Raw genomic sequence first — 24,240 nt, forward strand, 5'->3', positions numbered from 1 at the left:
GGGTGCCGTGGACCGGATCCGGTGGGGCGGCGCGACACTCACACGTGCGGTGGAGTGGCAGGTCGACAGCCTCCCGAGGGCGATCTTTCCGCACACTCCCGCGCAGGCCTGGGACGACCATGCCGACGAGCTCTCCCCGACCTACTGGACTGACGCCGGATGGCGCATCGCCCTGCAGATCTGGGCGATCCAGGTCGACGGCCTGACGGTGCTGATCGACACCGGCGCGGGCAACGGCAAGAGCCGGCCGCGGATGGCGGTGCTCTCTGGCCTGCAGACCGAGTTCCTTTCCGCGTTGTCCGCCGCGGGATTCGACCCCGCCGACGTGGATGTGGTCGTCAACACGCACCTGCATTTCGACCACGTCGGCTGGAATACTTTGTGGAGCAACGGTTCCTGGGTGCCGACGTTTCCCAACGCCCGCTATCTGGTACCCGAGGCCGACTACCGTCATTTCGGGCCCGACGGCCCCGCGTACTCGACGACGCCGCGTACAGAGGACGACGAATCCGTTCAGCGACACGTCCGAACGGTGTTCGAGGACAGTGTTTCCCCGGTGCAGGAGCAGATGGAACTGTGGTCGGGGGATCATCAGCTCAGCGAATCGCTGTGGCTGCGCCCGGCGCCGGGTCACACCCCGGGATCGTCGGTGGTCTGGCTCGACGCCGGCCGGCCCGCGGTGTTCGTCGGCGATCTGACGCACTGCCCCATCCAGGTTCAGCGACCGGACGATCCCTGCGCCTGGGACGAGGACTTCAGAGAGGCTGCGACAACACGCAAGCGCGTCCTCACCGAGGCGTCGCGGCGGCGCGCTGCGGTGGTGCCCGCGCACTATCCCGGTCACGGCGGCGCCACCGTCGTCGCCCGCGGTGACGCATTCATGTTCGACGACTGGCTCCCGTTTCCGTCGATCTGAATTTCACAAATCAACTGACGGCGAGGTAAAGCCTCTGCTAGTAGTAATTTGAAGCTGCTCGAAATGCTTCGGTAGCAAATTACATTGTGGCGCTTTCTGTATGCGGTGAGGAGGCATTGATGTTGCAGACTCCCGAAGCGCCGCATTCCGGAAACGGTCAACTACCGCGGGCCCGCGTATTCGATCAGGAGGCAGTCGAAGCCGCCATTTTCGATCTGCTCGTCGCCATTGGTGAAGATCCTCACCGCGACGGGCTGCGCGACACTCCTGCACGCGTCGCGCGGGCATATCAGGAGACTTTTGCAGGTCTGTATGCCGATCCCGACGACGTTCTCACGACGATGTTTGATGAGCACCATGGCGAACTCGTGCTCATCAAGCAAATTCCGATGTACTCCACATGTGAACATCACCTGGTTTCTTTCCACGGAGTCGCCCATGTCGGCTACCTTCCCGGCGAGGACGGCCGCGTCACCGGCCTGTCGAAAATAGCGCGTCTGGTCGACCTGTATGCCAGGCGCCCGCAGGTGCAGGAACGACTGACCGGGCAAATAGCCGAGGCGGTCATGAACAAATTGCATCCTCGGGGCGTAATTGTCGTCATCGAGGCTGAGCACCTGTGTATGGCAATGCGCGGTGTGCGAAAGCCCGGCGCTGTCACGACGACGTCCGCGGTGCGCGGGCAGTTCCAGACCGATCCGGCGTCCCGGGCAGAGGCGCTGCATCTCCTCTTACGAAGGTGATCGCGGTGCCCACGCCGAACGCGCCGGCCGAAAGGCCGTCGCTGCGCGCGGTGTGGGCCATGATGATCGGCTTCTTGCTGATCATCGTCGACTCCACGATCGTCGCCGTCGCCAATCCGGTCATCAAAGAGGACTTCGCGGCGCACTACCATGCCGTCATCTGGGTGACCAGCGCCTACCTGCTGGTGTTCGCGGCCCTGCTGCCCGTGGGTGGCCGCCTCGGCGACCGCTTCGGCCCGAAGAGCCTGTACGTCGCCGGCCTTGCGGCGTTCACGCTCGCGTCGCTGTGGTGCGGGGTGTCCGAGTCGATCGGGATGCTGATCGCCGGGCGGGTCGCCCAAGGCATTGGCGCGGCGCTGATGACACCACAGACGCTGTCCGCGGTCACCCGCATCTTCCCGGCCCAGCACCGCGGCGTTCCCATGAGCCTCTGGGGTGCGACAGCGGCTGTCGGCCTACTGATCGGTCCGGTGGCCGGTGGACTGCTGGTGGACACGTTGGGCTGGCGCTGGATCTTCCTTGTCAACATTCCGATCGGCGCCGCGGGACTTGTGCTGGCGCTTCGACTGATTCCCGCCCTGCCCGCGCGACCGCATCGACTCGACGCGCTCGGCGTGCTGCTGTCCGGGACCGGTATCTGCCTGATCGTCTTCGCGCTGCAGGAGGGCCGTCATCACGAGTGGGGGCCGACGACTTGGATCGCGATCGCCGGCGGATGCGTATTCCTGGCGGGTTTCGTTGTGTGGCAGGCGATTCAGCGTTCGGAGCCGTTGGTACCCCTGGACCTGTTCCGCCACCGCGACTTCGTCCTGTCGAATCTCGGCATCGCGCTGATCAGCTTCACGATCGTCGCGTTCGCGGTTCCGCTGATGTTCTATCTGCAAGACGTGCGCGGTATGTCCGCAACGCATGCGGGCCTGGTGACGGCCCCGATGGCTGTCGCGACCGGTGTCGGGGCCCCGATCGTCGGAAGGCTCGTCGACCGCGTCGCGCCACGGTCCATCGTGTGCCCCGGCTTCACGCTGACGGCCGTCGCGTTGATCTGGCTTGCGCTGGAGATGAACCAGTCGGCACCGGTCTGGCGAATGACGTTGCCGCTCATGCTCATCGGTGCCGCGGGTGCACTCACGTGGGAACCGTTGGCTGTCATCGCATCCAGGACGCTGCCCGACGATCTGGCCGGCGCGGGCTCGGCCGCCTTCAACACGATTCGACAGGTCGGGGCCGCGCTCGGCAGCGCGAGCATCGCCGCATTGTTGGCAGCCGTGGCCGACATCGAGTCCCATGATGCTGCAGAACCGGCGCCGGCGTTGTCCACAACCGCCGCCATCGAGGCGATGTCGCACTCGATGCTGTTGCCCGCGGCGGCGGCGGGGATCGGTGCGATTGCGGCGTTCTTCTTCACCGGCCTTTCCCCGCGAGCCGTCCAAGCCGTGAGCCACTCCGAGAGAAATGTGAGCACTGCGCCATGACCGCTGTCGCCGCGAGGCCACCGTCGGCTCTGCACGAGGTGGAGACGCTCACCGATGACGCGCTGCGCGACCTGCTCGCCTATCCCGAAACCCCGACCGCTCCAAGGCTTCGGGCGAATTTCATCGCGAGCATCGACGGCGCCGTGACGCTCGACGGCGCCGGCCGCAAGCTGGGTACGCCGACAGACCGACGGGTCTTCGCCCGGTTGCGTGAAGTCGCCGACGTGATCCTGGTGGGTGCGACCACCGCAGCGTCCAAACCGTATGCCGATCTGCGTGTCGATGCGAACTCGCTGGGATGGCGGCTCGCCCACGGGCTGGCGTCGGCATTGCGGTTGGTCGTCGTCTCCAGTCGAGGTGTGATCCCGTCTCATCTGCTTACGGCGACGGTTCCGCCCATCGTGTTGGTCTCTGCGAGTGCCCCGAGTTCAGCGCGGCGAGCGCTGGAAGCGTCGGGGGCGGTGGTGTGCGAGATGGCGGAGGGGCGAATCGACTCTGCCGCAATACGTCGCGCCCTTGGCGATCTGGGTCTGCACCGGGTGCTGGTGGAGGGCGGGCCGACGCTGTTCTCCCACCTGGTCGCAGACGACGAGATCGACGAGTTGTGCCTCACCACCAGCCCGATGATGGTGGCGGGTCCCGCGCGCCGGATCGCCGCCACACCCGCGCATGTCGAGCTCCATATGCGGCGCAGCGACGTGCTGCTCGGCGACGACGGCACCGTCATCGTCCGATGGGTTCGGCGCTGACTGCACGCTCGCGCGGCGACGAACGTGCGCTAAGCGTCGAAATTTCGCGGCGTGTCGTGTGCAGACATGCACGCTCGCGCAACAGAGGGGGACTAGATCGGGGTCAGGCCGTGCTTGCGTTGCACACGGGTGATCTGCTTGTCGCGCAACAGGTTCAACGATTTACGCAGTAACAGCCGGGTCTCGTGCGGCTGGATCACCGCGTCGATGAAGCCTCGCTCGGCGGCGATCCACGGCGTGGCCATGTTGAGGTTGTAACCCTCGATGAAGTCGGCGCGGATCTTCTGCACCTCCGGCGCCGTCGGATCCGGGAACCGCTTCACCAGCAGCTGGGCCGCGCCCTCGGCACCGATCACCGCGATGCGCGCGGTCGGCCAGGCGAAGTTCAGGTCCGCCGAGAGCTGCTTGGATCCCATCACCGCGTATGCGCCGCCGTAGGACTTGCGAATCGTGATGGTCACCTTCGGCACGTCTGCCTCGACGACGGCGTTCAGGAAGCGGCCACCGCGCTTGATGATGCCGCCCTTCTCCTGCTGGACACCCGGCATGAAGCCCGGCGTATCGACGACGAAAACCAAAGGCAGGTTGTAGGAGTCGCAGAACCGGATGAACCGTGCCGCCTTGTCGGAGGCCTCGTTGTCGATCGACCCGGACAAGTGCATCGGCTGGTTGGCGACCACCCCGACCGGGCGGCCGTCGACCCGCGCGAACGCGGTGATGATCGCCGGGCCCTGCTGCTCGGCCACATCGAACACGTCCCCGTCGTCGAAGATCCGCAGCAGGATCTCGTGCATGTCGTAGGCCATGTTGTCGCTGTCCGGCACGATCGAGTCGAGCTCGTAATCGTGCGGTGTGAGCTCGGGCTCCAGACCGGGGTTGACGATCGGCGGATCGTCGAATGTGTTGGCGGGCAGAAACTCCAGGTAATCGCGCACGTACTGGAACGCCGCGGCCTCGCTCTCCACCACCTGGTGGATGTTGCCGTACCGGGCCTGGGCATCGGCGCCGCCGAGCTCGTCGAGCGAGACGTCCTCACCGGTGACGTCCTTGATCACGTCCGGTCCGGTGACGAACATGTAGCCCTGGTCGCGGACGGCCACCACCAGATCGGTCTGGATCGGCGAATACACCGCTCCGCCCGCGCATTTGCCGAGGATGATCGAGATCTCGGGGACCAGCCCGCGAAGCAGTTCGTGGCGGCGCCCCAGCTCGGCGTACCACGCCAGCGACGTCACGGCGTCCTGGATCCGCGCGCCCGCCGAATCGTTGATGCCGATGATCGGGCAGCCGACCATGGCCACCCACTCCATCAGCTTGGCCACCTTGCGGCCGAAGATCTCACCGACCGAGCCCTGGAACACCGTCTGGTCGTGGCTGAACACGCCGACCGGCCTGCCGTTGATCCTGGCGTGCCCGGTCACCACCCCGTCGCCGAACAACGCGTTCGGATCGCCGGGCGTCTTGGCCAGCGCGCCGATCTCCAAGAAGCTGCCCGGGTCGACCAGAGCGTGGATCCGCGCGCGGGCGCTCGGGATGCCCTTCCTCTCCCGCTTGGCGACCGCCTTCTCCCCACCGGGCTCCTTCGCCTGCTCCAGCTTCTCGTGGAGTTCGGCGAGCAGTTCTGCGGTGGTTTTGGTCGTCACTTGGCCTGCTTCTCCTGATCGGTGTTGTCTGCCTCGATCTGGCTGATCGCCTCGCTCATGTGCGCGCCGACCTTCGCAATGTACGGCTCGTCGATCACCTGGATGTGCTCACCCCCGACCGGCACGACCTCCAGCTCCGAGACGAACTCGCTCCAGCCGCCGTCGGGTTGGCGGGTGGCGTAGCGCGGCTCGAAGTAGATCGCGTCGTCGTGGTAGCGGTCGGCCATGTACAGCGTGACCTTGCCGTCGTACGGCTTGATCTCGGCGGTGTCGATGGCCCGCTGATCCAGGTACGACGTGCGCTGGTGCTCGATGATGCCGCCAGGGATCTGCACGCCGCTCTGGCTCACCACGTCGAGGACGTACTTGACCTGTCCCTCGTCGTCGAGCGCCTCGAGTTCCTCGTAGGGGATCTCCGGAATCTCGACATTGAACGTGCGCTCGGCGAAGCGGGCGTAGCGGTCCCAGCGCGCGCGGGTCTCCTCCTTCGTCTGGGGGATCTCCTCACTGGGACGGACCGCATCGATCAGACCGACGAACCGCACGTCGGCACCGGCCTGCTTGAGCCCGATCGCGCACGCGTAGGCGAGCACCCCACCCAGCGACCAGCCGGCGAGCATGAACGGTTTGCCACGCTTTCCGTCCGCCCAGCCGTTGAGCTCCAACAGTTTCGGCACGTACTCCGCGGCGCGCTCCTCGATGGAGCCCTCCACGCGCTCGATGCCGTACATCGGCGTGTCGGGCGGCAACCGCTTGAGCAGCGGCTCATAGACCACCGTCGAACCGCCGGCGGCGTGGAAGACGAAGACCGGGATCCGGTCCGAGCCGTCGGCTTCCCGCAGAGTCCGTACGAAGCCGTCGAGCTTGCCGCCCTCGAGGTAGTCGCGGACGGTGGTGGACAGCTCCTCGATGGTTTTGGCGGAGCGGACGTCGTCGACGGTGATGGTGCCCTCGTCGACGCGCTCGGTCAGCCGTTCGGCGATCTTCGTCGCGGTCGCGTCATCGACATCGGGCAGGTCGTTGAAGATGCCGCCCGGCGACTTGCCGGTGACGATCGCCCAGGTCGCGAACGTGACGCGTTCCGCGGCGTCGCGCGGCGGCACATCGGAGCCCAGCGCCTCGGTGACCGCCTCCTGGGTGAGGATCTTGCTGGCGGCCGCGACCGTCGACTGTGACGGGCCGCCTGCGGCGGCTTCGGGTTTGGGGCCGCTCGGATCGGTGGGCGGCGGCGGAATCGCCGGGCCGGACGGGTCGGTGGGTGGGGGCGGTATGTCGGATTCCGTTGCGGTGCCCGCACTGGTCACCTCGGAGGCGATGCCGGTCTTCTCGGCCAGCACCTGCTCGAGTTCGGCGACGGTGGTCGCACCGCCCATCAGCTCGGCCTGTTCGGCCGCGATCTCCTCGGCGGTCTTGGTCTTCTGGTGCTCGGCGAGCTGGTCGACCTCGTCGCGGTGCTCGATCGCGTATTGGATCAGCTTCTCGACCGCGTACAGGTTGGCGTCGCGCACCGCGGTCAGCTGGATCGGCGGCAGGTCGAAGTCGTACTCGACGCGGTTCTTGATCCGCACGGCCATCAACGAGTCCAGGCCGAGCTCGATCAGCGGCACCTCCCACGGCAGGTCCTCGGGCTCGTAACCCATTGCCCCACCGACGATGGCGCCGAGGCGGTCGCGGATCGACTCACCGGAGTCCGGTGACCACTTCGCGAAGCCCGCGGCCAGGCCCGCCCCGGCCGTCAGGTTGTCCTGCAGGATCTCCGCCGTGTCTTCCTCCGGCTCATCCGCAGGCATCGCCGAAACCTGTTCGGCGACCGCCGCTCCGGTCGCCACCGCGACGGGCAGCGCCGCCGCGGTACCGGTGCGGCTCACCACGGCGTCGTACACCAGGGTGAAGGACTCGTCGATGCGTGCGTGCACCTGAACGGCGGCCCCACCGGGATGGCGGGTCAGCGTCGTCACCAGCCGCGCGCCCTCGCCGGGCACCGCGCGCTGTTCGGAGGCGACCAGCTTGGCGTCGGGAATGACCTGCGCCGCAGCGGCTTTCACCAAGCCGGCCAGATCAGGCTCGCCCTTGGGGGCGTACTCCCAGACGTGCCTTCCGTCCGGGGTGGCGACGTGGTTGCCCGGCATCATCACCGAGCTGTCGCCGGTGAACCGCGCATCGAGCCAGTGCGGTTTGCGCTTGAAGCGGGTCGGCGGGATGTTCGCGAAATCCAGTGCCCCGGCCAAACCCTTGGAGCGGCGGGGGAACAGCGTGCGGAAGTCCAGATCCTGGCCGTGCACGAACAGCTGTGCCATCGCCGCGGTCATCGAGTCGACCTCGTCCTGCTTGCGCGCCAGCGTCGCGATCAGTTGCGCGTCGTGCAGGCCCGCCGCCGCCGTCGTCAGGCCGACCTGCATGAGCGCCACGGGATTCGGAGCCAGCTCCAGGAAGGTCGTGTGGCCGTTGTCGACCGCATTGCGGATGCCGTGGGTGAAATAGACGCTGTGGCGCAGCCCCTTCTTCCAGTAGTCGACGTCGTGGATGGTCTCACCGGGTCGGATGTAGCGGCCCTCGTGCACCGTCGAGAAGTAACCGATCTTGGTGGGATGCGGTTCGATGCCGACGAGTTCGGCGGCCAGCTCGCCGAGCAGCGGGTCCATCTGCGAGGTGTGGCTGGCACCCTTGGTCTGCATCTTGCGGGCGAATTTGCCCTCCTGCTCGCAGCGCTCGATGATCGCGTCGACCTGATCGGGCGGGCCGCCGATGACGGTCTGCGTCGGCGCGGCGTACACACACACCTCGAGATCCTTGAAATCGGCGAAAACCGTGTCGATCTCGTCGGCCGAGTACTCGACGAGCGCCATCAACCGGATCCACTCGCCGAACAGCATGGCCTCGCCCTCACCCATGAGGTGCGCACGCGAACAGATGGCGCGGGTGGCGTCCTGAAGAGACAGGCCGCCCGCGAAGTACGCCGCTGCGGCCTCGCCGAGCGACTGGCCCACCACCGCAGCGGGTTTCGCGCCGTGGTGCTTGAGCAACTCGCCGAGCGCGATCTGCAGGGCGAAGATCACCGTCTGGACGACCTCGATCGGGTATTCGCAGGTCTCGTTGGTGTAGTCGACCGCGTCATCGAGGATCAGCTCGAGGATCGAATAGCCCCGCTCATCCTGGATGAGGGCGTCGACCTTGTTGATCCACTCGGCGAATACCTCGTTGCGCAGGTACAGGTTCTTGCCCATCTTTCGGTGCTGCGCACCGAAACCCGCGAGCACCCACACCGGGCCGTTGGTCACTGGGCCGTCGGCGCTGAACACACTCGGGTGTTGCTTGCCCTCGGCCACCGCGCGCAACCCCTTGACGGCCTCATCGTGATCGTGGGCCAGCACCACCGCGCGCGAACGCCCGTGGTTGCGCCGCGACAGCGCGCGACCGATCGACTCCAACGACGACGCACGCCCTTCGGGGCTGTCGATCCAGTCGGCCAGTTCGGCGGCCGTGGCCTTCTTCCGTGAGGTCAGAAAGCCCGAAACCGCCAGCGGCACAACCGGTGCCGGCTGTTCACCCGCCTCCATCTCCGCGCGCGCGACCTCGAGCAGGCGCTTGGCCTCGTCGGTCAGCCCAGGTAGTTCGGGTTCATCGTGTTGCGTGTGGGCGGGCCGGTCCAGAGCGTCGTCATCGTCATCGTCATCGTCATCGTCGACGAACTCGCCGTACTCGTCCATCCGCACCCCGCCGATGTAGACGGCGTTCGCGTCCGACGACTTGTCCTGCTCGGCTTCGGGTTCGGGCTCCGGTTCGGGTTCGACGAGGTCCGATGGCAGCACCTCGCGCAGGACGAGGTGGGCGTTGGCGCCGCCGAAACCGAAGCCCGAGACGCCGGTGATCGCATAGCCGCTGTAGCGCGGCCAGTCGGTGACGGTGTCGGCGACCTTGAGGTGCACACCGTCGAAGTCGATGTAGGGGTTGGGGCCGGTGTAGTTGATCGACGGCGGGATCTTGTCGTTGCGCAGCGCCAGCGTCATCTTCGCCAGGCTCGCCGCGCCCGCCGCCGACTCCAGGTGTCCCACATTGGATTTGATTGCGCCCAGCAGCGCGGGCTTGTCGACCGCCCGACCCCTTCCGACGACGCGGCCGAGCGCGTCGGCCTCGATCGGGTCACCGAGGATGGTGCCGGTGCCGTGCGCCTCGATGTAATCGACGAGGCGCGGATTGATGCCGGCGTCCTTGTACGCCTTGCGCAGCACCTCGGCCTGCGCGTCCGGGTTCGGCGCGAGCAGACCGTTGGACCGGCCGTCATGGTTGACCGCGCTGCCCGCGATCACGGCGAGGATCTCGTCACCGTCGCGGCGCGCATCCGAAACCCGCTTGAGCACAAGCATTCCGCCGCCCTCGGAACGGGCGTAGCCGTCGGCGTCCTGCGAGAACGACTTGATGCGGCCGTCCGGCGCGAGGACCCCGCCGACCTCGTCGAAGCCGACCGTCACCAGCGGGGTGATCAACGCGTTGACGCCACCCACGACGGCGACGTCGGCTTCACCCGAGCGCAGCGCCTGCACACCCTGGTGTGCGGCGACCAGCGAACTCGAGCAGGCGGTGTCGACGGCCACCGACGGGCCGCGGAAGTCGTAGAAGTACGAAACCCGGTTGGCGATGATCGAGCTCGCCGTACCGGTGATCGCGTACGGGTGCGCGATCGACGGGTCCGACATCGCCAGGAAGCTGTAGTCGTTCAGCGAGCTGCCGATGTAGACACCGACGTTGCCGCCGCGCAGGCTCGACGCCGGGATACGGGCGTTTTCCAGTGCTTCCCAGGTCAATTCGAGCGCCATCCGCTGCTGCGGATCGATGTTGTCGGCCTCCATCTTCGACAGCGCGAAGAACTCGGCGTCAAACCCCTTGATGTCGGTGAGGTAGCCGCCGCGGGTGCGGGCCTTGGCCACGCGCTCGGCGATGCGGGGCTCGCCGAGGAACTCCTCCCAGCGACCCTCCGGCAGATCGGTGATCGCGTCGCGGCCCTCCATCAGCGCCTGCCACGTCTCGTCGGGGGTGTTCATGTCCCCGGGGAAGCGGGTGGCCAGACCCACGATCGCGATGTCCTCGACGTCGCGCGTGCGCGTCCAGTCCTCGTCGTCATCGCCGGCGTCCTCGGGCTCCGGCTCGCCCTCGACGATCACCGTGGCCAGCGATTCGATGGTGGGGTGGCGAAACGCCACGGTGGCGGTCAACGTGACGCCGGTCAGGTCCTCGATGTCGCTGGCCATCGCGACGGCGTCGCGCGAGGACAGCCCGAGTTCGACCATCGGCGCGCTCTCGCTGATCGAGTCGGGTGACTGCCCGGTGGCGTTGCCGATCCAGTTGCGCAGCCACTCGCGCATCTCGTTGACCGTTATGTCCGTGCGTGGCGCAGTCAGCGGCTTCTCGGGGGCGAGCTGGATCTCGTCGCCGGACGGCATTTCGGGTTGCTGCGAATCGTCTTGTGTATCAGCCATATTCGGGGGGAGTCTCAGTCTGTCTCGTCGGGGAACGCGTTGGCGATCTTCCCGCTGCGCAGACTGCCGTCCAGGTAGGCCGAGCGGCACGCGCGACGGCCGATCTTGCCGCTCGACGTGCGTGGGATTGCGCCGGCGGGGGTCAGCAGCACATCGCGCACGGTGACGCCGTGACGCACGGCGATCGCCGCGCGGATGTCGTCGGCGATGGGACCCATGTCGAGCTTGTGGGCGCCGGGCGCACGCTCACCGACGATCACCAGCTGTTCGGAGGTGTCGTCGGGATCGCGCTTGAGTCCGGAGTGGGCGTTCTCGAACACCTCGTCGGGCAACTGGTTGGCGGGCACCGAGAACGCCGCAACGAACCCGGTGCGCAGCGCCTTGGTGGCCTCCTGCGCGGAGTACTCCAGGTCCTGCGGGTAGTGGTTGCGTCCGTCGATGATCACCAGATCCTTGACGCGACCGGTGATGTAGAGCTCGCCGTCGTAGTAGGCGCCGAGGTCGCCGGTGCGCACCCAGGTCGCGTCGTCGGTCGCACCTTCGGCGTGCGACGGGTTGGTCCGCGACTTGAGGATGTTCTGGAACGTCGCGATGGTCTCCTCGGGCTTGCCCCAGTATCCGGTGCCCATGTTCTGACCGCTGATCCAGACCTCGCCGATCTGTCCGTCGGGCAGTTCCGTGGCGGTGTCGTTGTCGACGATGACCGCCCATTCGGCGATGCCGATCTTGCCGGCGCCGGCCTGCGGCACGGCCTTGGGTGAGTCCTCCGCAACGGGAACGAAGCGGTGGTTGTTGAGCTCGTCGCGGTCGACCAGGGTGATCGTCGGCTCGGCCTCCATCGGCGTGGTGGACACGAACAGCGTCGCCTCGGCCAGACCGTAGGAGGGCTTGATCGCCTTGGGCTGGAAACCGAACGGGCCGAACGCCTCGTTGAACCGCCGCACGGTGGCCGCCGAGATCGGCTCGCTGCCGTTGAGGATGCACTTGACGTTGGACAGGTCCAGCGGCGGCTCGCCGTCCTTGGGTACACCGCGGGCCGCGGCATGGTCGAACGCGAAGTTCGGGGCCACCGAGATGGTCCCGCCGGTGTCGCCTTCCTTGCGGGCCATTTCGCGGATCCACCGACCGGGGCGGCGCACGAAGGCGGCCGGGGTCATGAACGTGATGTAGTGGCCCAGCATCGGCGACAGCAACACCGTGATCAGGCCCATATCGTGGAAGAAGGGTAGCCAGGACACACCGCGGTCGCCCTCTTCGCCTTCCAGCGCCTCGATCACCTGCACCACGTTGGTGGCCAGGTTCAGGTGGGTGATCTGCACACCGGTCGGGATCCGCGTGGAACCCGAGGTGTACTGCAGGTAGGCGATGGTGTGCTCGTCGACCTCGACGGGCTCCCAGGTGGCACCGACCTCGTTGGGCACCGCGTCGACGGCGATCACGCGCGGACGCTGGTTGGCCGGGCGGGTGCGGAAGAACTTGCGCACACCCTCGGCGGCCTCGGTGGTGGTCAGGATCGCCGACGGATGGCAGTCGTCGAGCACGGCGTGCAGGCGGCCCACGTGGCCCGGTTCGTTCGGGTCGAACAGCGGCACCGCGATGCGGCCCGAATACAGCGTGCCGAAGAACGCGACGAGATAGTCGAGGTTCTGCGGGCACAGGATCGCGACCCGGTCACCGGGCTGGGTGACCTGTTGCAGACGAGCACCGACCGCGCGGTTGCGGGCACCGAAGTCGGCCCAGTGCAGATCGCGGGCGACTCCGTCGCGCTCGGTGGAGAAGTCCAGGAAGCGGTAGGCGAGCTTGTCTCCACGCACCTTCGCCCATCGTTCGACGTGTTTGACCAGGCTCCCGTTGTCGGGAAACTTGATCAGTCCATCCTTGATGAACGGGTTATGGAACCCCATCGCACTCTCCTGTCAACGGCACACACTTCTGGATGCCGAATCGCATGATCCCCGAGCCGCCCCCAACCCCCGCAAAATCGTACCGGTCGGCTATCCACTAAATGCTCTTAGTTTTTTCTTAATGTTAAGTGACGTGCTGTCGCCGTCCAAATCAGGTCTGGTCACAGGTCAGCCATGTTTCGGCTGCGGGGCGTTATCGATCAGTTCCTGCGCCCAGCGCTGCGTCCACTGGGTGGCCGACAGCCCGTCGAGATTCCAGAACTGCGTGGTGGCGTACATCGCGTGGATCGGTTGCCCCGCACCGCCGAGCAGGATGTCGATGGTCTTGGGCAGGTTCATGATGTTGAACGCCTCCGGCGGCGCCGAGCAGATCAGGTCGCCGGGAGCGCAGATCTCCTTGACGCGATCGTTGAGCATTCCGAACCCGCCGGGCCGCGGGCCCGTCATGGCCAGGCCCATACCGTCGAGCATCGGCACATCGCGCAGCGTGATCTCGGCGCCCTGACCAGGCGGATTGGGGCCGACGTCGACGCCGATACCGGTCTGCCTGCGGCCGTCGGCGATCAACGTCACACCCAGCACCAGGTCCTCGTCGACGGGGCCGCGCCCGTTGCCGATATCGCTGGCGATGTCCCCTGCGATGACGGCGCCCTGTGAGAACCCGACGATCACGTAACTGGTCAGCGGGCAGCGCTCGTTCATCTCCGTCATGGCTTTGACCGTCGCGTTGAAGCCCTCGGCGCGGCTGTCGTTGTAGGTCATCTGGCCGTCCTGCGAGAACGGATTGTGGAACTGCGCCGTGTACGGGACGGTGAACACCTCGAGCCGGTCGTTCGCGAACTGCCCGCGGATCGGGTTGGTGACGCCCAGCAGCAGCGCGATCGGGAATTGAGTCGGGTTGAACGGGTCGAGTTGCGGTGAGGACTCCCAGGTGCCCGGAACGGAGATCATCTGCACATCGGGGCAGCTCGCGTCCTGGAACTCCGGTCGCGGCTTCTTGGTCGGGCTGATCCCGGTCGGCGGCACGGCCGTGGGCGGGACCCCGGTCGGGCCCTCGGGCTTTCGCAGGATCACCACGACGATGATGATGAGTAGCACCACCACGAGCGCCATCGCGCCGGCCGCGACGAGCGCGAGGATACGGTGGCGTTTCCGCCGGTTGGTAGTGGCCATGTATCGGTTGGGCTCCTGCTAGCAGAGTCGTTCGGTTGCGATGCGAATGTAATCGGCGGTCGCCGCGTGCACGTTGACGGTCGGCTTTCTACCGGAGATGTGATCCATCGCATCGCCGCGCACCAGCGGATAGATCGAATCCCAGACCTTCTGGTCGTCGTGCCTGGCGGCACGGGCCTGGCACACGTAGGACCCGATGCGTAACGCCAGCAGGTCGCTGGACGGTGTCACCCCGGCCGTGGTGAGAGCGTCGAGATAGCCCTTCTGCCGATCGGTCAGCACGAGCGAGTTGGAGTGCCCGGTCGCCGAGGGCGGGGCCGACGGCTCACTGGGCTGGCCGGGCGCGGGCGCCGCCTCCGACGTCGGCAAACCCATGGCCGCCATGACATCGGGGCCGGAACACCCGGTCAACAACGCCGTCGCCGAAGCTATCAGCAGCGACCCTGCCGCAGTCGTCCGTACCGAGCGTTGCACTCCTCCAAGGTACCGGCTGCCGACATGCGGTCCCGGTTCTGAAGTGCGGCTCGCCGGCTAAGCGATCGTCGCCGCCAATTCGCCGCTCATGGCCGCGAGCTGACCGCTCCAGGAACCCCAGTCGTGGGTACCGCTGGTCGGGAAGTCGAAGTGTCCGTTCTTGCCGCCGACGGAGCGGTAGTGCTGGTAGAACTCGCGATTGGTGCCCTGTGCGATGTCGCAGTAGCCGATCATCGCGGGGGGATCGGTGCACCCGCCGGCCGGGGCGCTCCACACCCACAACCGGGTGTTGTTGTCGGCCAGCAACTGCACATGGACATTGGGCGAATGCCACTTCCACCGGCCCAGCTGTGGCAGTCCCCACATGTTGCGGGTCTCGACGCCGCCGAACTGAGCGAGCCCGGCGGTGATGGCGCCGTCGACGCCGGTGCGCTCGGGGGTCAGGAAGCCGGACAGGGAGCCGGCGAAGCGGTAGCGGTCCGGATGGAAGGTGGCCATCGCCATCGCGCCGTAGCCGCCCTGCGCCGCACCGACGATGCCGTGCCCCGACGGCGCCAGGCCCTTGTTGGCGGCCAACCAGTTCGGCAGTTCGTCGGCGAGGAACGTCTCCCACTGCCGGCTGCCGTCGGCCTCCCAGTTCGTGTACATGCTCCACGCGCCGCCGGCGGGCGCGGCCACCGAGATGCCCTTACCCGCGAGGGTGTTCATCGCGTTGCCCGCGGTGACCCAGTTGCTGACGTCGGGCGCGGCGTTGAACGCGTCGAGCAGCACGACCGCGTGCGGACCGCCGCCCTGGAATGCGACCGGGATGTCGCGTCCCATCGCCGCCGACGGCACCATCAGCATCTCGACTTGCGCCTCGGCCTTCGGCGCGAGGGCCGTACCCGCGGTCCACAAGCCGGCGGCCAGCGCCACGGTCAAGATCGCCCGGAAGATCCCCTGCATCGGCTCGCCCACCTCACCTTGGTCTGCTGTCCCCGCGCGAGGTAGTCAATCACACACGGCCGCGGGCGTGGTCGGAAAAGGGCGCCGCGGACGTGAGGAGCGAAAAGCCGCCGCGGACACGAGGAGCACAAATAGCCGACGGCGACGACCCCGCAGGATCGCCGCCGCCGACTATGAACCTATTGGCGTACCAGTCAGTTACCGGCATCCGTCGTCGTGACCGAGGCCTCGGTCGCGATCGGGGTCGACGGCTGCGGCGTGGCGCCGAGCACGCGCTGGATGTCCGGCTTCATCTGCTGGAGCTGCTGGCCCCAGTACGGCCAGTCGTGCGTACCGCCCTGCGGGAAGTTGAACACACCGTTCTTGCCGCCCGCGGCCAGGTACTGCTCCTGGAACGTCTCATTCGTGCGCAGCGTGAAGCTCTCCAGGAACTTCGCGTTGAAGTTGTCACCGGCGACGCGGCCGTTGATCTCGGCCGGCTTGCCGTTACCGCAGAACACCCAGATGCGGGTGCCGTTGGCGACCAGCTGGTCGATGTTGACCATCGGGTCGTTGCGCTTCCACGCGGGATCGCTCGACGGACCCCACATGTCCTCGGACTCGTAGCCGCCGGCGTCACCCATCGACAGGCCGACCAGCATGGGCCACCAACCCTCGGAGAGGTTCAGGAAGCCGGACAGCGAGGCGGCGTACTGAAACTGCTGCGGGTAGTAGATCGCCAGCGTCATCGCGGCCGATCCGGCCATGGACAGCCCGACTGCGGCATTGCGGTTCGGGTTCACGCCCTTGTTGGCCGCGAGGTACGCGGGCAGTTCCTGGGTCAGGAACGTCTCCCACTTGTAGGTTGAGCAGCCTGCCTTGCCGCAGGCCGGCTTGTACCAGTCGCTGTAGAAGCTGGACTGGCCACCCACCGGCATGATCACCGCGAGGCCGGAGTCCAGGTACCACTCGAAAGCAGCGGTCTCGATGTCCCAGCCGTTGAAGTCATCGCGTGCACGAAGACCGTCGAGCAGATACACGCCCGGTGCGTTCGGTCCGCCGTTCTGGAACTGAACCTTGATGTCGCGGCCCATCCCTGCGGACGGGACCATGAGGTACTCGACCGGCAGACCCGGACGAGAGAAAGCCCCCGCGGTGGCCGAGCCTCCGATGGCGCTGATCAAGCCGGGCAGCACGGCGGCCGCAAGGGCGGCTCCCGCAAGCCGGCGGATCCAGGCACCCCGGATCTTGCCAACGAACTTCATGCTTCATCTATCCCATCTGTTGTATGCCGCACGCGGAACCGCCCCTCAGGCAAGCCGCGTAACCCGTGCAGTCAACCACACGTCGGCGTGATCTTCCCATTCGAGAGATGTCCACCCTGGTCACGCCGCTCCGCCGCGGAGTGTTGCGACCAGGTCTGGTTTCAGGGCTCACAGTTGCGCACCCCAGTCCGCCACGCGTGATTTCCCTGGTAAGGGAACTCGAACGTGGCGTTGTTTCCTCCGGCCGTCAGGTAGGCCGTCTGGAAGTCTTTGTCGTTCTTCACCGCCATCGATTCGACGCTGTCGGCACCCACGTCCGATGGCGCGGATCCCCCTGGGGCACAGTGAATCCACAGCCGAGTGTTGTTGGACGCCAACCTGTCCCGGATCGCCTGATTCATCGACGGCGCCGACGGGTTCCGGAACCCGAAAGCGCCGCCGCATAAGCGAACTGATGCGGGTGGTGGGCCGCCAGGTACCCGACGGGAAAGTCCCGCGCGGGAGAATGCGTCGGCCTGGGGCGCCGCACCGACCGCCAACGCGCGGCGAAGCCAGGTTCGCACAGGTCGGTCCATCCGTTCATATCTCGGGCGCAGCGAAAGAGCAGTTCGCGTTTGTCTATCGGCCCAGAGGGGTCGCGGCGTTACGGACCTGTGGCGGGCATCCCCGTGTACGGCTCGGATACCGGTTCCGGCACCGGCAACCCACAGCGTGCGAGCTCGTAGAGGGGTACGCGGTCGATCCGGTACTGCGTGAACTGGTAGGCGTGCACGAGGTTGGACAGGAACCGCCGCGGGGTCATCGGGCCGCGCACCGAGTTCAGCATCGCGTCGGTCTCCGGGCATTCCAGCGCCGCCTCGGCCTGTCTGACCCAGTCCTCGTCGACGTAACCCGGAATGTACGGGGGCTCTTTGAGAAACGGCCCCTCCGCGATCGCCCAGTCGGGGAACAGGTTCTTGTCGTGGCCGATTCGGCCGTCCTCGAGGCGCTCGGTGTGTGCGGCCAACGGATTGGCGAGCCCGATCTGGTCGATGACCCGGACGTCGAGCCCGACGTTCATGCCCAGCATCCCGAGATTGGTGAAGAAGACCGTGTGCGGGCCTCGGTAATCGTCCGGCGCATCCGGTGGAGGCGGCAGCGCGGGCACCACGTCCCACTGGTTGTAGTTGCCCGACGGCAGCAGCAACGCACCGTCGGGTGTGTTCTCCAACGCCTCGAGCACGGCGCGCATCCGCGGATAGTCCAGGTAGTCCGCGGCGGTCAGCGGGTGCGCATGGCCGGTGGCCTGAGAGTAGAACCGCCGCTCGTCGACGATTCCGGAGTACGTGACGCGGGTGGCGTCCCGGCCCATTCCCGGCGAATTGGCCGCCCACAGCGCCCATCCCGCGACCGCCAACCACAACACGGTGGTGGCGCCGACGAACAGGTAACCCGCGCCGCGGGCCATCCGGGTCTCGTCGGGAAGTACGACAGGGATCACCGCGATCGGCGCCAGCATGACGAACAGCGGTGTGAGAAGCACCCTGCCGTGCATGAAGTCCCCACCCTGACGGATCCAGTAGATCGCCTGCAGCAGACCGCTGACGAGGAAGAAGATCACCACCGCGGCGGGGCTCTGCACCATCCGCGCCAGGCGCCCGGAGCCAGGGGCCAACGCACCGCGGTTCGGACGGGGACGGCCGCGGATGACCCAGACGACCCCAGCGAGCCCGGCGAGCAGGATCGCCGGCGCCCACAACAGGTAGGGCTGATTGAAGTTCGCCAAGTAGACGAAGCCCTGCGACCATTTCGCGCCACTCGCGTCCTTGGCCACCGCGGTGTTGGGAACCACCAGGCCGTAGTAGCCCATCCGGAAAATCTGGTAGGCCACCGGAAGCAGGCCGCCGGCGACGACGATCACCGCGCGGCGACGCCAATCGCGTGCCGCGATCAGCATCATCACGAGTGCGAACCCGCCGATCAACGCCAGTTCGGGCCGGACGAGCACGCTCAGGCCGGCAACGAAAGCCAGTGCGACGTCGAAGGTTCGACTGCTCGGGCGCGAGGCCTGGGTTGCCAGGGGTTGTCGGCGGATCACCGGTGCGCCTGCGCGCAGGACAGGAGCCGCGGCGCGGTGGCCGCGCGGCTGCTGGGACCAGCACACCATCATCCACCACAGCAGGCCCAGATACGCCAGCACCAAACCGTTTTCGAGTCCGGAGGTGGCGAAGTCACGCGCGGGCGGAAGCGCGATGTAGACCAGTACGCCGGCAGGCAGCATCAGCGCACGCCTGCCTTGCAGGCTCGGTGCATACAGCCGTCCGGTGCCCAACATCACCAAGGCCACACCCGCAAGGCTGAGCACCAGCGCCAAGACGAGCACGACGTACTCCAACCGCACGGAACCGCCCACCAGTGCGCCGAGATAGACCAGGTAGGTCCACACGGTCGAGGTGTTGGCCTCGACGCGCTCACCGGCGTTGAACACCGGGCCGTTGCCTGCCAACAGGTTTCGGACGGTGCGCAGCACGATCAAACCGTCGTCGGCGATCCAGCGCCGCTGCCATGCGCCCCAGCCGAACAGCACCACGACCACCAGCACGCTGAGCCACAGGCTGATCCGGACCGTGTTGTCGTACCGGAACGCGGGCCAGCGGGCGAGGCTGCGTTCGATCTCACCGACCCATCCGCCCGGCGCCGGCGGGCGGGTGGTCTCAGCTGAGGAAGACGGCGGCACCGATGGTCCCGATCCACGCCAGCAGCAGCAGCTGCAGAACCCGGTCTTTGAGCGCGATCTCCTCGGGCTCCCCGGCCAATCCGCCGTCGACGTCGACCGCGTACCGAAGGATGGCGATGGTGATCGGAATGATCGTCACCGCATACCACGACGCGGTGGAGCCGTCGCGCTCGAAGGCCCACAGGCCGTAGCAGAGCACCATCGCGGTGGCCGACAACGTCCACACGAAGCGCAGATACGACGCCGTATAACTCTCCAGAGACTTTCGGATCTTGGCGCCGGTGCGTTCGGCGAGCTGCAGTTCGGCGTACCGCTTGCCGGCCACCATGAAAAGCGAACCGAACGTCATCACGAGCAGGAACCATTGCGACAGCGGGATGCCCGCCGCAGCGCCACCGGCGATTGCGCGGATCAGGTACGCCGACGACACGATGCAGATGTCGAGCACCGCCTGGTGCTTGAGCCCGAAGCAGTACGCCAACTGCATCGCGATGTATACCGCGATGACCACCGTCAGGTTCAGCGACGCGAGCACCGAGATGCCGAGCGCCGCAACCGCCAACACCACAGATGCGGTGTAGGCCAACCATTCCGGCACCACGCCGGCCGCTATCGGCCGGAACCGCTTCGTGGGATGCTGGCGGTCGGCCTCCACGTCCCGCGCGTCGTTGACCAGATAGATCGACGAGGCCGCCAATGAGAACGACACGAACGCCACGAGGATGTTGACCGCGACGCCGCCGTAGTCGTACTGGACGTCGCCGCCGAGGGAGGCGATCGGCGCGGCCAGCACGAGCAGGTTCTTCACCCACTGCCGCGGCCGGATCGCCTTGATCAAACCGGTCGCGGCGTTACGCGGCGGGCCTTTCTGTGATGCCGGTTGTCCACTCGGTGCCGGTTTTTCGCTCATAGGCCGTACGCTCTCTGCGCTGCTGTCACTGGAGATGCTCATGCGTTCCCTTCGGCGCGGTCGGCCACCGTGCCGACGGCCTTGGCGACGACAGCCCCGACGGCGACGCCGGTGAGGACGTCGCTGGGGTAATGCACGCCGAGCACCAACCGCGACAACGCCATCGGCGGTACCAGCAGCGCCGGCAGCGGCAGCCCGGTGACCCTGGCCATCAGCACCGACGCCGCCGTGGTCGACGTCGCGTGCGCGGACGGGAAGCTCAGCCGGCTCGGTGTGCCCACGTTGACCGAGATCGCGGGGTGGTGCGGCCGTTCGCGGCGGACCACCCGCTTGATCAGAACCGCGGCGGCGTGTGCGGCGAATGCACCGGCCCCCACGGTCAGCCAGTCGCGCCGACGGTCGGCCTGAAAGAGCGCTCCCAACACGGCGATTGCCAACCAGCCCAGGCTGTGCTCGCCGAAATGGGACAGTGCGCGCGCGGCCGACAGGACGGCGGGGCGGTCACCGAGCGCGGACTGCACCGCGACCAGAGCGGCCTCCTCGCCGCGCTGGTCGCGCGGGCGAAGAGCCGGGTCCTCGCCCGCAAGGCGCAGGAGCGAGCTCTCATCCATGTGCAGACGACTCCAGAAGGACCGTCTCCCACTTCTGCTTGCTCGTCAGAGTCGGCAGCGCCTCGCGATACACCTTGCGCATCCGGTTGAACCTTCGCGCGAGCCGCGCCTGGCGCTTGAGCGATTCCCGCAGCAGTTCGAACATCTTCTCGCGGTCGCGCTGGCGGTACACGACACCACGGCCGTCGGCGGTTGTCACGGTGACACCGTCCACCCGACACAGCGAGAACCACCGGGCATCCTGGGTGGCGACGTTGATCTGGGGCCGACGATGGTGTTCGGGGTCATGCGGCCGCAGCTGGTGAATCACGCCGCGTGACAACCGCGTCGAGATGGCCAGCGCATTGGTGGGGATCCGCACCTTTCTGCGCCAACGCTTGTCCGAAGGTGTCGGAAGTTCGGCCGCGCTCGGCAGTACCACCGCATCCGGATACTCCTGGCGCATCTTGCGCACCTCGGGCAGCGCCGACTCCAGGATCGAGAACAGGTGCTCCGGTCCGGCCAGGAAATCGTCCATCGCCTTGTTCTGGATCGCGACGGTCGAATACTCAAGGCACAGCAGGTGTTTGAGTGTCGCCTTGAGGTGGCTGGCGATCAGCCCCCTGACGTTGCCGTCCCAGTGCAGCGCAGCGACGACCAGTCGGTTGCGCAGGTGGAAGTACGCCTGCCAGTCGATCGCGTCGTCTTTGTCGCTCCATGCCATGTGCCAGATCGCGGCGCCGGGCAATGTGACGGTCGGATAGCCGTGCTCACCGGCGCGCAGGCCGTAATCGGCGTCGTCCCACTTGATGAACAGCGGCAGCGGCTGGCCGAGCTCCTCGGCGACCTGGCGCGGGATCATGCACATCCACCAGCCGTTGTAGTCCACGTCGATGCGCCGGTGCAGCAGTCTGCTGCGCTCCGAATCCTCGTCCGCCAGCGCGTGTTTGGCGAAGTTGTGGTCATACTCGGTGTTGACCGCGTTGGTCCACATGAAGTTCTCGGAGTCGACCATCTCGCCCATGACGTGCAGGTGCGAGGGCTCCTGCAGGTTGAGCATCTGGCCGCCGACCAGCGTCGGTGTCTTTGCGAACCGGTTCATCGCCAACGCCCGCAGGATCGAGTCGGGCTCGACGCGGATGTCGTCGTCCATGAACAGGATCTGTTCGCAGTCGGTGTTCTTCAGCGCCTCGTACATCACCCGGCTGTAGCCGCCGGAGCCGCCGAGGTTGGGCTGATTGTGGATGGTCAACCGGTTCCCCAGGGCGGCCGCCACCTCGCCGAAATTCGGATGGTCCTTGGCCTTGTTGTTTCCCTGATCGGAGACGATGACGGCACCGATCACCTCGTCCACCAACGGATCCGACGTCAGCGCCGCCAGCGCGTTGACACAGTCCGCGGGGCGGTTGAAGGTCGGAATGCCGACGGCGATGTTGGCCCGGCCCGGCGCGGGCACCGGGGCGTACCAGCCGGCGTGGTGCAATGTCGAGGCGGCGTCGGTGGCGATGTCGAACCAGATCCAACCCCCGTCCTCGAACGGTCCCAGCTCGACCTCGAACTCGACATGGGCGGGTTCGCCGTCGCGCTCGCTGACGATCGGGGCACCGCCGACGGTGATCCGCGCGCCGGTGGCCTTGGACCGGTAGACGTCGACGCGCGCACTGCCGGTCAGCTCGACCCGAAGCACCACCGATTGCAGGATCGACCAACGCCGCCAGTAGCTCGCCGGAAACGCGTTGAAATAGGTCGCGAACGACACCTGCGACTCGGTGCCGATCTCGAGTTCGGTGCGCGACGGCGCGTGCGCGCGCTTGGCGTTGGTCTCCGCTTCCTCGATGTAGAGCTTGCGGACGTCATGCGGTTCGCCTGGACGCGGCAGAATCACGCGGGCCAGCAGGCCGACCGCCTTTGATTCGATGGATTCCAGTGCGCCGGAAGGAATCTCGCTCATGCGCTACTGCTTTCTGGGCCCGGTTCGGTCAATGGCACACCCTCATTCAGATGCGGTGCGAGTGTGTTGTCGTACATGCTCAGCGCGCTGGCGATGGCCATGTGCATGTCCAGGTACTGGTAGGTCCCCAGCCTGCCCCCGAACAGCACCTTCGCAGAAGCGGTTTCGGCCTTGGCCCGGGCCCGGTAAGCGGCCAGCAACGCTCTGTCGGCTTCGGTGTTGATCGGATAGTAGGGCTCGTCGTCGTTGTCGGCGAACCGGGAGAACTCGCGCATGATGACCGTCTTGTCGGTCGGGTACGCGCGCTCAGGGTGGAAGTGCCGGAACTCGTGGATCCGGGTGTAGGGCACGTCGAGGTCGTTGTAGTTCATCACCGGCGTGCCCTGGAAGTCCCCGGTTTCGAGCACCTCCAACTCGAAGTCGAGCGTGCGCCAGCCCAGCCGTCCTTCGGCATAGTCGAAGTACCGGTCGAGCGGCCCGGTGTAAACGACCGGCGCACCGGGGTTCTGCGCACGCAGGGTGTCGCGGACGTCGAACCAGTCCGTGTCCAACCGGACCTCGATGCGGTCGTCGGCGGCCATGTTCTCCAACCACCTGGTGTAGCCGTCGACCGGCAGCCCCTCGTAGGTGTCGTTGAAGTAGCGGTTGTCGAACGTGTAGCGCACCGGAAGCCGGGTGATGTTGGCGGCGGGCAGATCTTTGGGATCGGTCTGCCACTGTTTGGCCGTATAGCCCTTGACGAACGCCTCGTAGAGCGGGCGCCCGATCAGCGAGATGGCCTTCTCCTCGAGGTTCTGCGCGTCCTCGGTCTTGATCTCGGCGGCCTGCTCCCTGATCAGTTGTCGCGCCTCATCGGGAGTGAAGTACTTGCCGAAGAACTGCGACACCAGCCCCAGCCCCATCGGGAACTGGTAGGCCTGCCCGCCGTGCATGGCATACACCCGGTGCTGGTATCCGGTGAACTCGGTGAACTCATTCACGTAGTCCCAGACCCGCTTGTTGGAGGTGTGGAACAGGTGCGCGCCGTACTTGTGTACCTCGATGCCGGTCTGCGGCTCGGCCTCGGAGTAGGCGTTACCGCCGATGTGCGGGCGGCGCTCGATGACGAGAACCCGCTTGTCCAGCTGGGTTGCCACGCGCTCGGCAATCGTCAGGCCGAAGAATCCGGAGCCGACGACAATGAGGTCATAACGAGCTGTCATCGGCAGCAAGGGTATCCGACCGCGACCATCGCGCCCGAATCCGACAGGAGCCCAATATTGCGATCGGCTCACGATTACATATCGTCACTTTCGTCTCAGTAGTCACATCAGTACCGTCGATCACGTCGGTTCCG

16 protein-coding genes are annotated in these 24,240 nt (G+C 66.7%); 4 read left to right on the plus strand and 12 right to left on the minus strand.

The window, feature by feature from the left end:
- Nucleotides 1-7: 7 nt before the first annotated feature.
- From AU198_RS08400 to AU198_RS08415, 4 genes are all read left to right on the plus strand, one after another.
- Nucleotides 8-916: an MBL fold metallo-hydrolase gene (locus tag AU198_RS08400; protein WP_064347488.1), complete on the plus strand. Its 909-nt coding sequence runs from the start codon at nucleotides 8-10 to the stop codon at nucleotides 914-916.
- A gap of 119 nt (nucleotides 917-1,035) precedes the next feature.
- On the plus strand, nucleotides 1,036-1,659 hold the full coding sequence (gene folE, locus AU198_RS25710) for a GTP cyclohydrolase I FolE (protein WP_082690929.1): 624 nt from the start codon (nucleotides 1,036-1,038) through the stop codon (nucleotides 1,657-1,659).
- A 5-nt stretch (nucleotides 1,660-1,664) separates the two neighbouring features.
- A complete protein-coding gene (locus AU198_RS08410) occupies nucleotides 1,665-3,131 on the plus strand; it encodes a DHA2 family efflux MFS transporter permease subunit (protein WP_231744608.1) in 1,467 nt (488 codons plus the stop codon).
- The gene (locus tag AU198_RS08415; protein WP_064347491.1) at nucleotides 3,128-3,880 is read left to right on the plus strand and encodes a dihydrofolate reductase family protein; all 753 of its coding nucleotides are present in this window, start codon (nucleotides 3,128-3,130) and stop codon (nucleotides 3,878-3,880) included. The genes AU198_RS08410 and AU198_RS08415 overlap by 4 nt, the downstream gene beginning before the upstream one ends.
- A gap of 92 nt (nucleotides 3,881-3,972) precedes the next feature.
- Here the strand turns inward: AU198_RS08415 and AU198_RS08420 are convergent, their stop codons facing one another.
- The 12 genes from AU198_RS08420 to glf all read right to left on the minus strand — a co-directional run bounded on the left by AU198_RS08420 (nucleotide 3,973) and on the right by glf (nucleotide 24,115).
- Nucleotides 3,973-5,523: an acyl-CoA carboxylase subunit beta gene (locus tag AU198_RS08420; RefSeq protein WP_064347494.1), complete on the minus strand. Its 1,551-nt coding sequence runs from the start codon at nucleotides 5,521-5,523 to the stop codon at nucleotides 3,973-3,975.
- Nucleotides 5,520-10,961: a polyketide synthase Pks13 gene (gene pks13 / locus AU198_RS08425; RefSeq protein WP_197416065.1), complete on the minus strand. Its 5,442-nt coding sequence runs from the start codon at nucleotides 10,959-10,961 to the stop codon at nucleotides 5,520-5,522. The genes AU198_RS08420 and pks13 overlap by 4 nt, the downstream gene beginning before the upstream one ends.
- Nucleotides 10,962-11,011: 50 nt before the next feature.
- Nucleotides 11,012-12,901, minus strand: a complete 1,890-nt coding sequence (gene fadD32 / locus AU198_RS08430) for a long-chain-fatty-acid--AMP ligase FadD32 (RefSeq protein WP_064347498.1) — start codon at nucleotides 12,899-12,901, stop codon at nucleotides 11,012-11,014.
- 168 nt (nucleotides 12,902-13,069) lie between these two features.
- Complete coding sequence (gene culp6, locus AU198_RS08435) at nucleotides 13,070-14,074, minus strand: carboxylesterase Culp6 (protein WP_064347500.1); 1,005 nt, start codon at nucleotides 14,072-14,074, stop codon at nucleotides 13,070-13,072.
- Between the two features lie 18 nt (nucleotides 14,075-14,092).
- Nucleotides 14,093-14,548: a DUF732 domain-containing protein gene (locus AU198_RS08440; RefSeq protein WP_064347502.1), complete on the minus strand. Its 456-nt coding sequence runs from the start codon at nucleotides 14,546-14,548 to the stop codon at nucleotides 14,093-14,095.
- Between the two features lie 57 nt (nucleotides 14,549-14,605).
- Nucleotides 14,606-15,493, minus strand: a complete 888-nt coding sequence (locus tag AU198_RS08445) for an alpha/beta hydrolase-fold protein (protein WP_064347563.1) — start codon at nucleotides 15,491-15,493, stop codon at nucleotides 14,606-14,608.
- Nucleotides 15,494-15,687: 194 nt separating this feature from the next.
- Entirely contained in the window at nucleotides 15,688-16,737 is a 1,050-nt protein-coding gene (locus AU198_RS08450; protein WP_064347504.1) for an esterase family protein, read from the minus strand.
- 643 nt (nucleotides 16,738-17,380) lie between these two features.
- On the minus strand, nucleotides 17,381-19,453 hold the full coding sequence (gene aftB / locus AU198_RS08455) for a terminal beta-(1->2)-arabinofuranosyltransferase (RefSeq protein ID WP_064347506.1): 2,073 nt from the start codon (nucleotides 19,451-19,453) through the stop codon (nucleotides 17,381-17,383).
- On the minus strand, nucleotides 19,431-20,363 hold the full coding sequence (locus AU198_RS08460; protein WP_064347508.1) for a decaprenyl-phosphate phosphoribosyltransferase: 933 nt from the start codon (nucleotides 20,361-20,363) through the stop codon (nucleotides 19,431-19,433). The genes aftB and AU198_RS08460 overlap by 23 nt, the downstream gene beginning before the upstream one ends.
- A 38-nt stretch (nucleotides 20,364-20,401) precedes the next feature.
- A complete protein-coding gene (locus tag AU198_RS08465) occupies nucleotides 20,402-20,974 on the minus strand; it encodes a phosphatase PAP2 family protein (protein WP_082690925.1) in 573 nt (190 codons plus the stop codon).
- Complete coding sequence (locus tag AU198_RS08470; RefSeq protein WP_064347510.1) at nucleotides 20,967-22,904, minus strand: glycosyltransferase; 1,938 nt, start codon at nucleotides 22,902-22,904, stop codon at nucleotides 20,967-20,969. The genes AU198_RS08465 and AU198_RS08470 overlap by 8 nt, the downstream gene beginning before the upstream one ends.
- Nucleotides 22,901-24,115: a UDP-galactopyranose mutase gene (gene glf, locus AU198_RS08475; protein WP_197416066.1), complete on the minus strand. Its 1,215-nt coding sequence runs from the start codon at nucleotides 24,113-24,115 to the stop codon at nucleotides 22,901-22,903. The genes AU198_RS08470 and glf overlap by 4 nt, the downstream gene beginning before the upstream one ends.
- Nucleotides 24,116-24,240 lie beyond the last annotated feature (125 nt).

It is taken from the genome of Mycobacterium sp. GA-1199, from assembly GCF_001500045.1.
Taxonomy (GTDB): domain Bacteria; phylum Actinomycetota; class Actinomycetes; order Mycobacteriales; family Mycobacteriaceae; genus Mycobacterium.

Bases quoted from the DNA above. Each gene is read 5' to 3' on its own strand.
- AU198_RS08460 (WP_064347508.1), bottom strand. From the start codon at position 20,363: ATGAGCGAAAAACCGGCACCGAGTGGACAACCGGCATCACAGAAAGGC.
- AU198_RS08415 (WP_064347491.1), top strand. From the start codon at position 3,128: ATGACCGCTGTCGCCGCGAGGCCACCGTCGGCTCTGCACGAGGTGGAG.
- AU198_RS08450 (WP_064347504.1), bottom strand. From the start codon at position 16,737: ATGAAGTTCGTTGGCAAGATCCGGGGTGCCTGGATCCGCCGGCTTGCG.
- AU198_RS08465 (WP_082690925.1), bottom strand. From the start codon at position 20,974: ATGGATGAGAGCTCGCTCCTGCGCCTTGCGGGCGAGGACCCGGCTCTT.
- pks13 (WP_197416065.1), bottom strand. From the start codon at position 10,961: ATGCCGTCCGGCGACGAGATCCAGCTCGCCCCCGAGAAGCCGCTGACT.
- folE (WP_082690929.1), top strand. From the start codon at position 1,036: ATGTTGCAGACTCCCGAAGCGCCGCATTCCGGAAACGGTCAACTACCG.
- fadD32 (WP_064347498.1), bottom strand. From the start codon at position 12,901: ATGGGGTTCCATAACCCGTTCATCAAGGATGGACTGATCAAGTTTCCC.
- AU198_RS08445 (WP_064347563.1), bottom strand. From the start codon at position 15,493: ATGCAGGGGATCTTCCGGGCGATCTTGACCGTGGCGCTGGCCGCCGGC.
- culp6 (WP_064347500.1), bottom strand. From the start codon at position 14,074: ATGGCCACTACCAACCGGCGGAAACGCCACCGTATCCTCGCGCTCGTC.
- AU198_RS08470 (WP_064347510.1), bottom strand. From the start codon at position 22,904: ATGAGCGAGATTCCTTCCGGCGCACTGGAATCCATCGAATCAAAGGCG.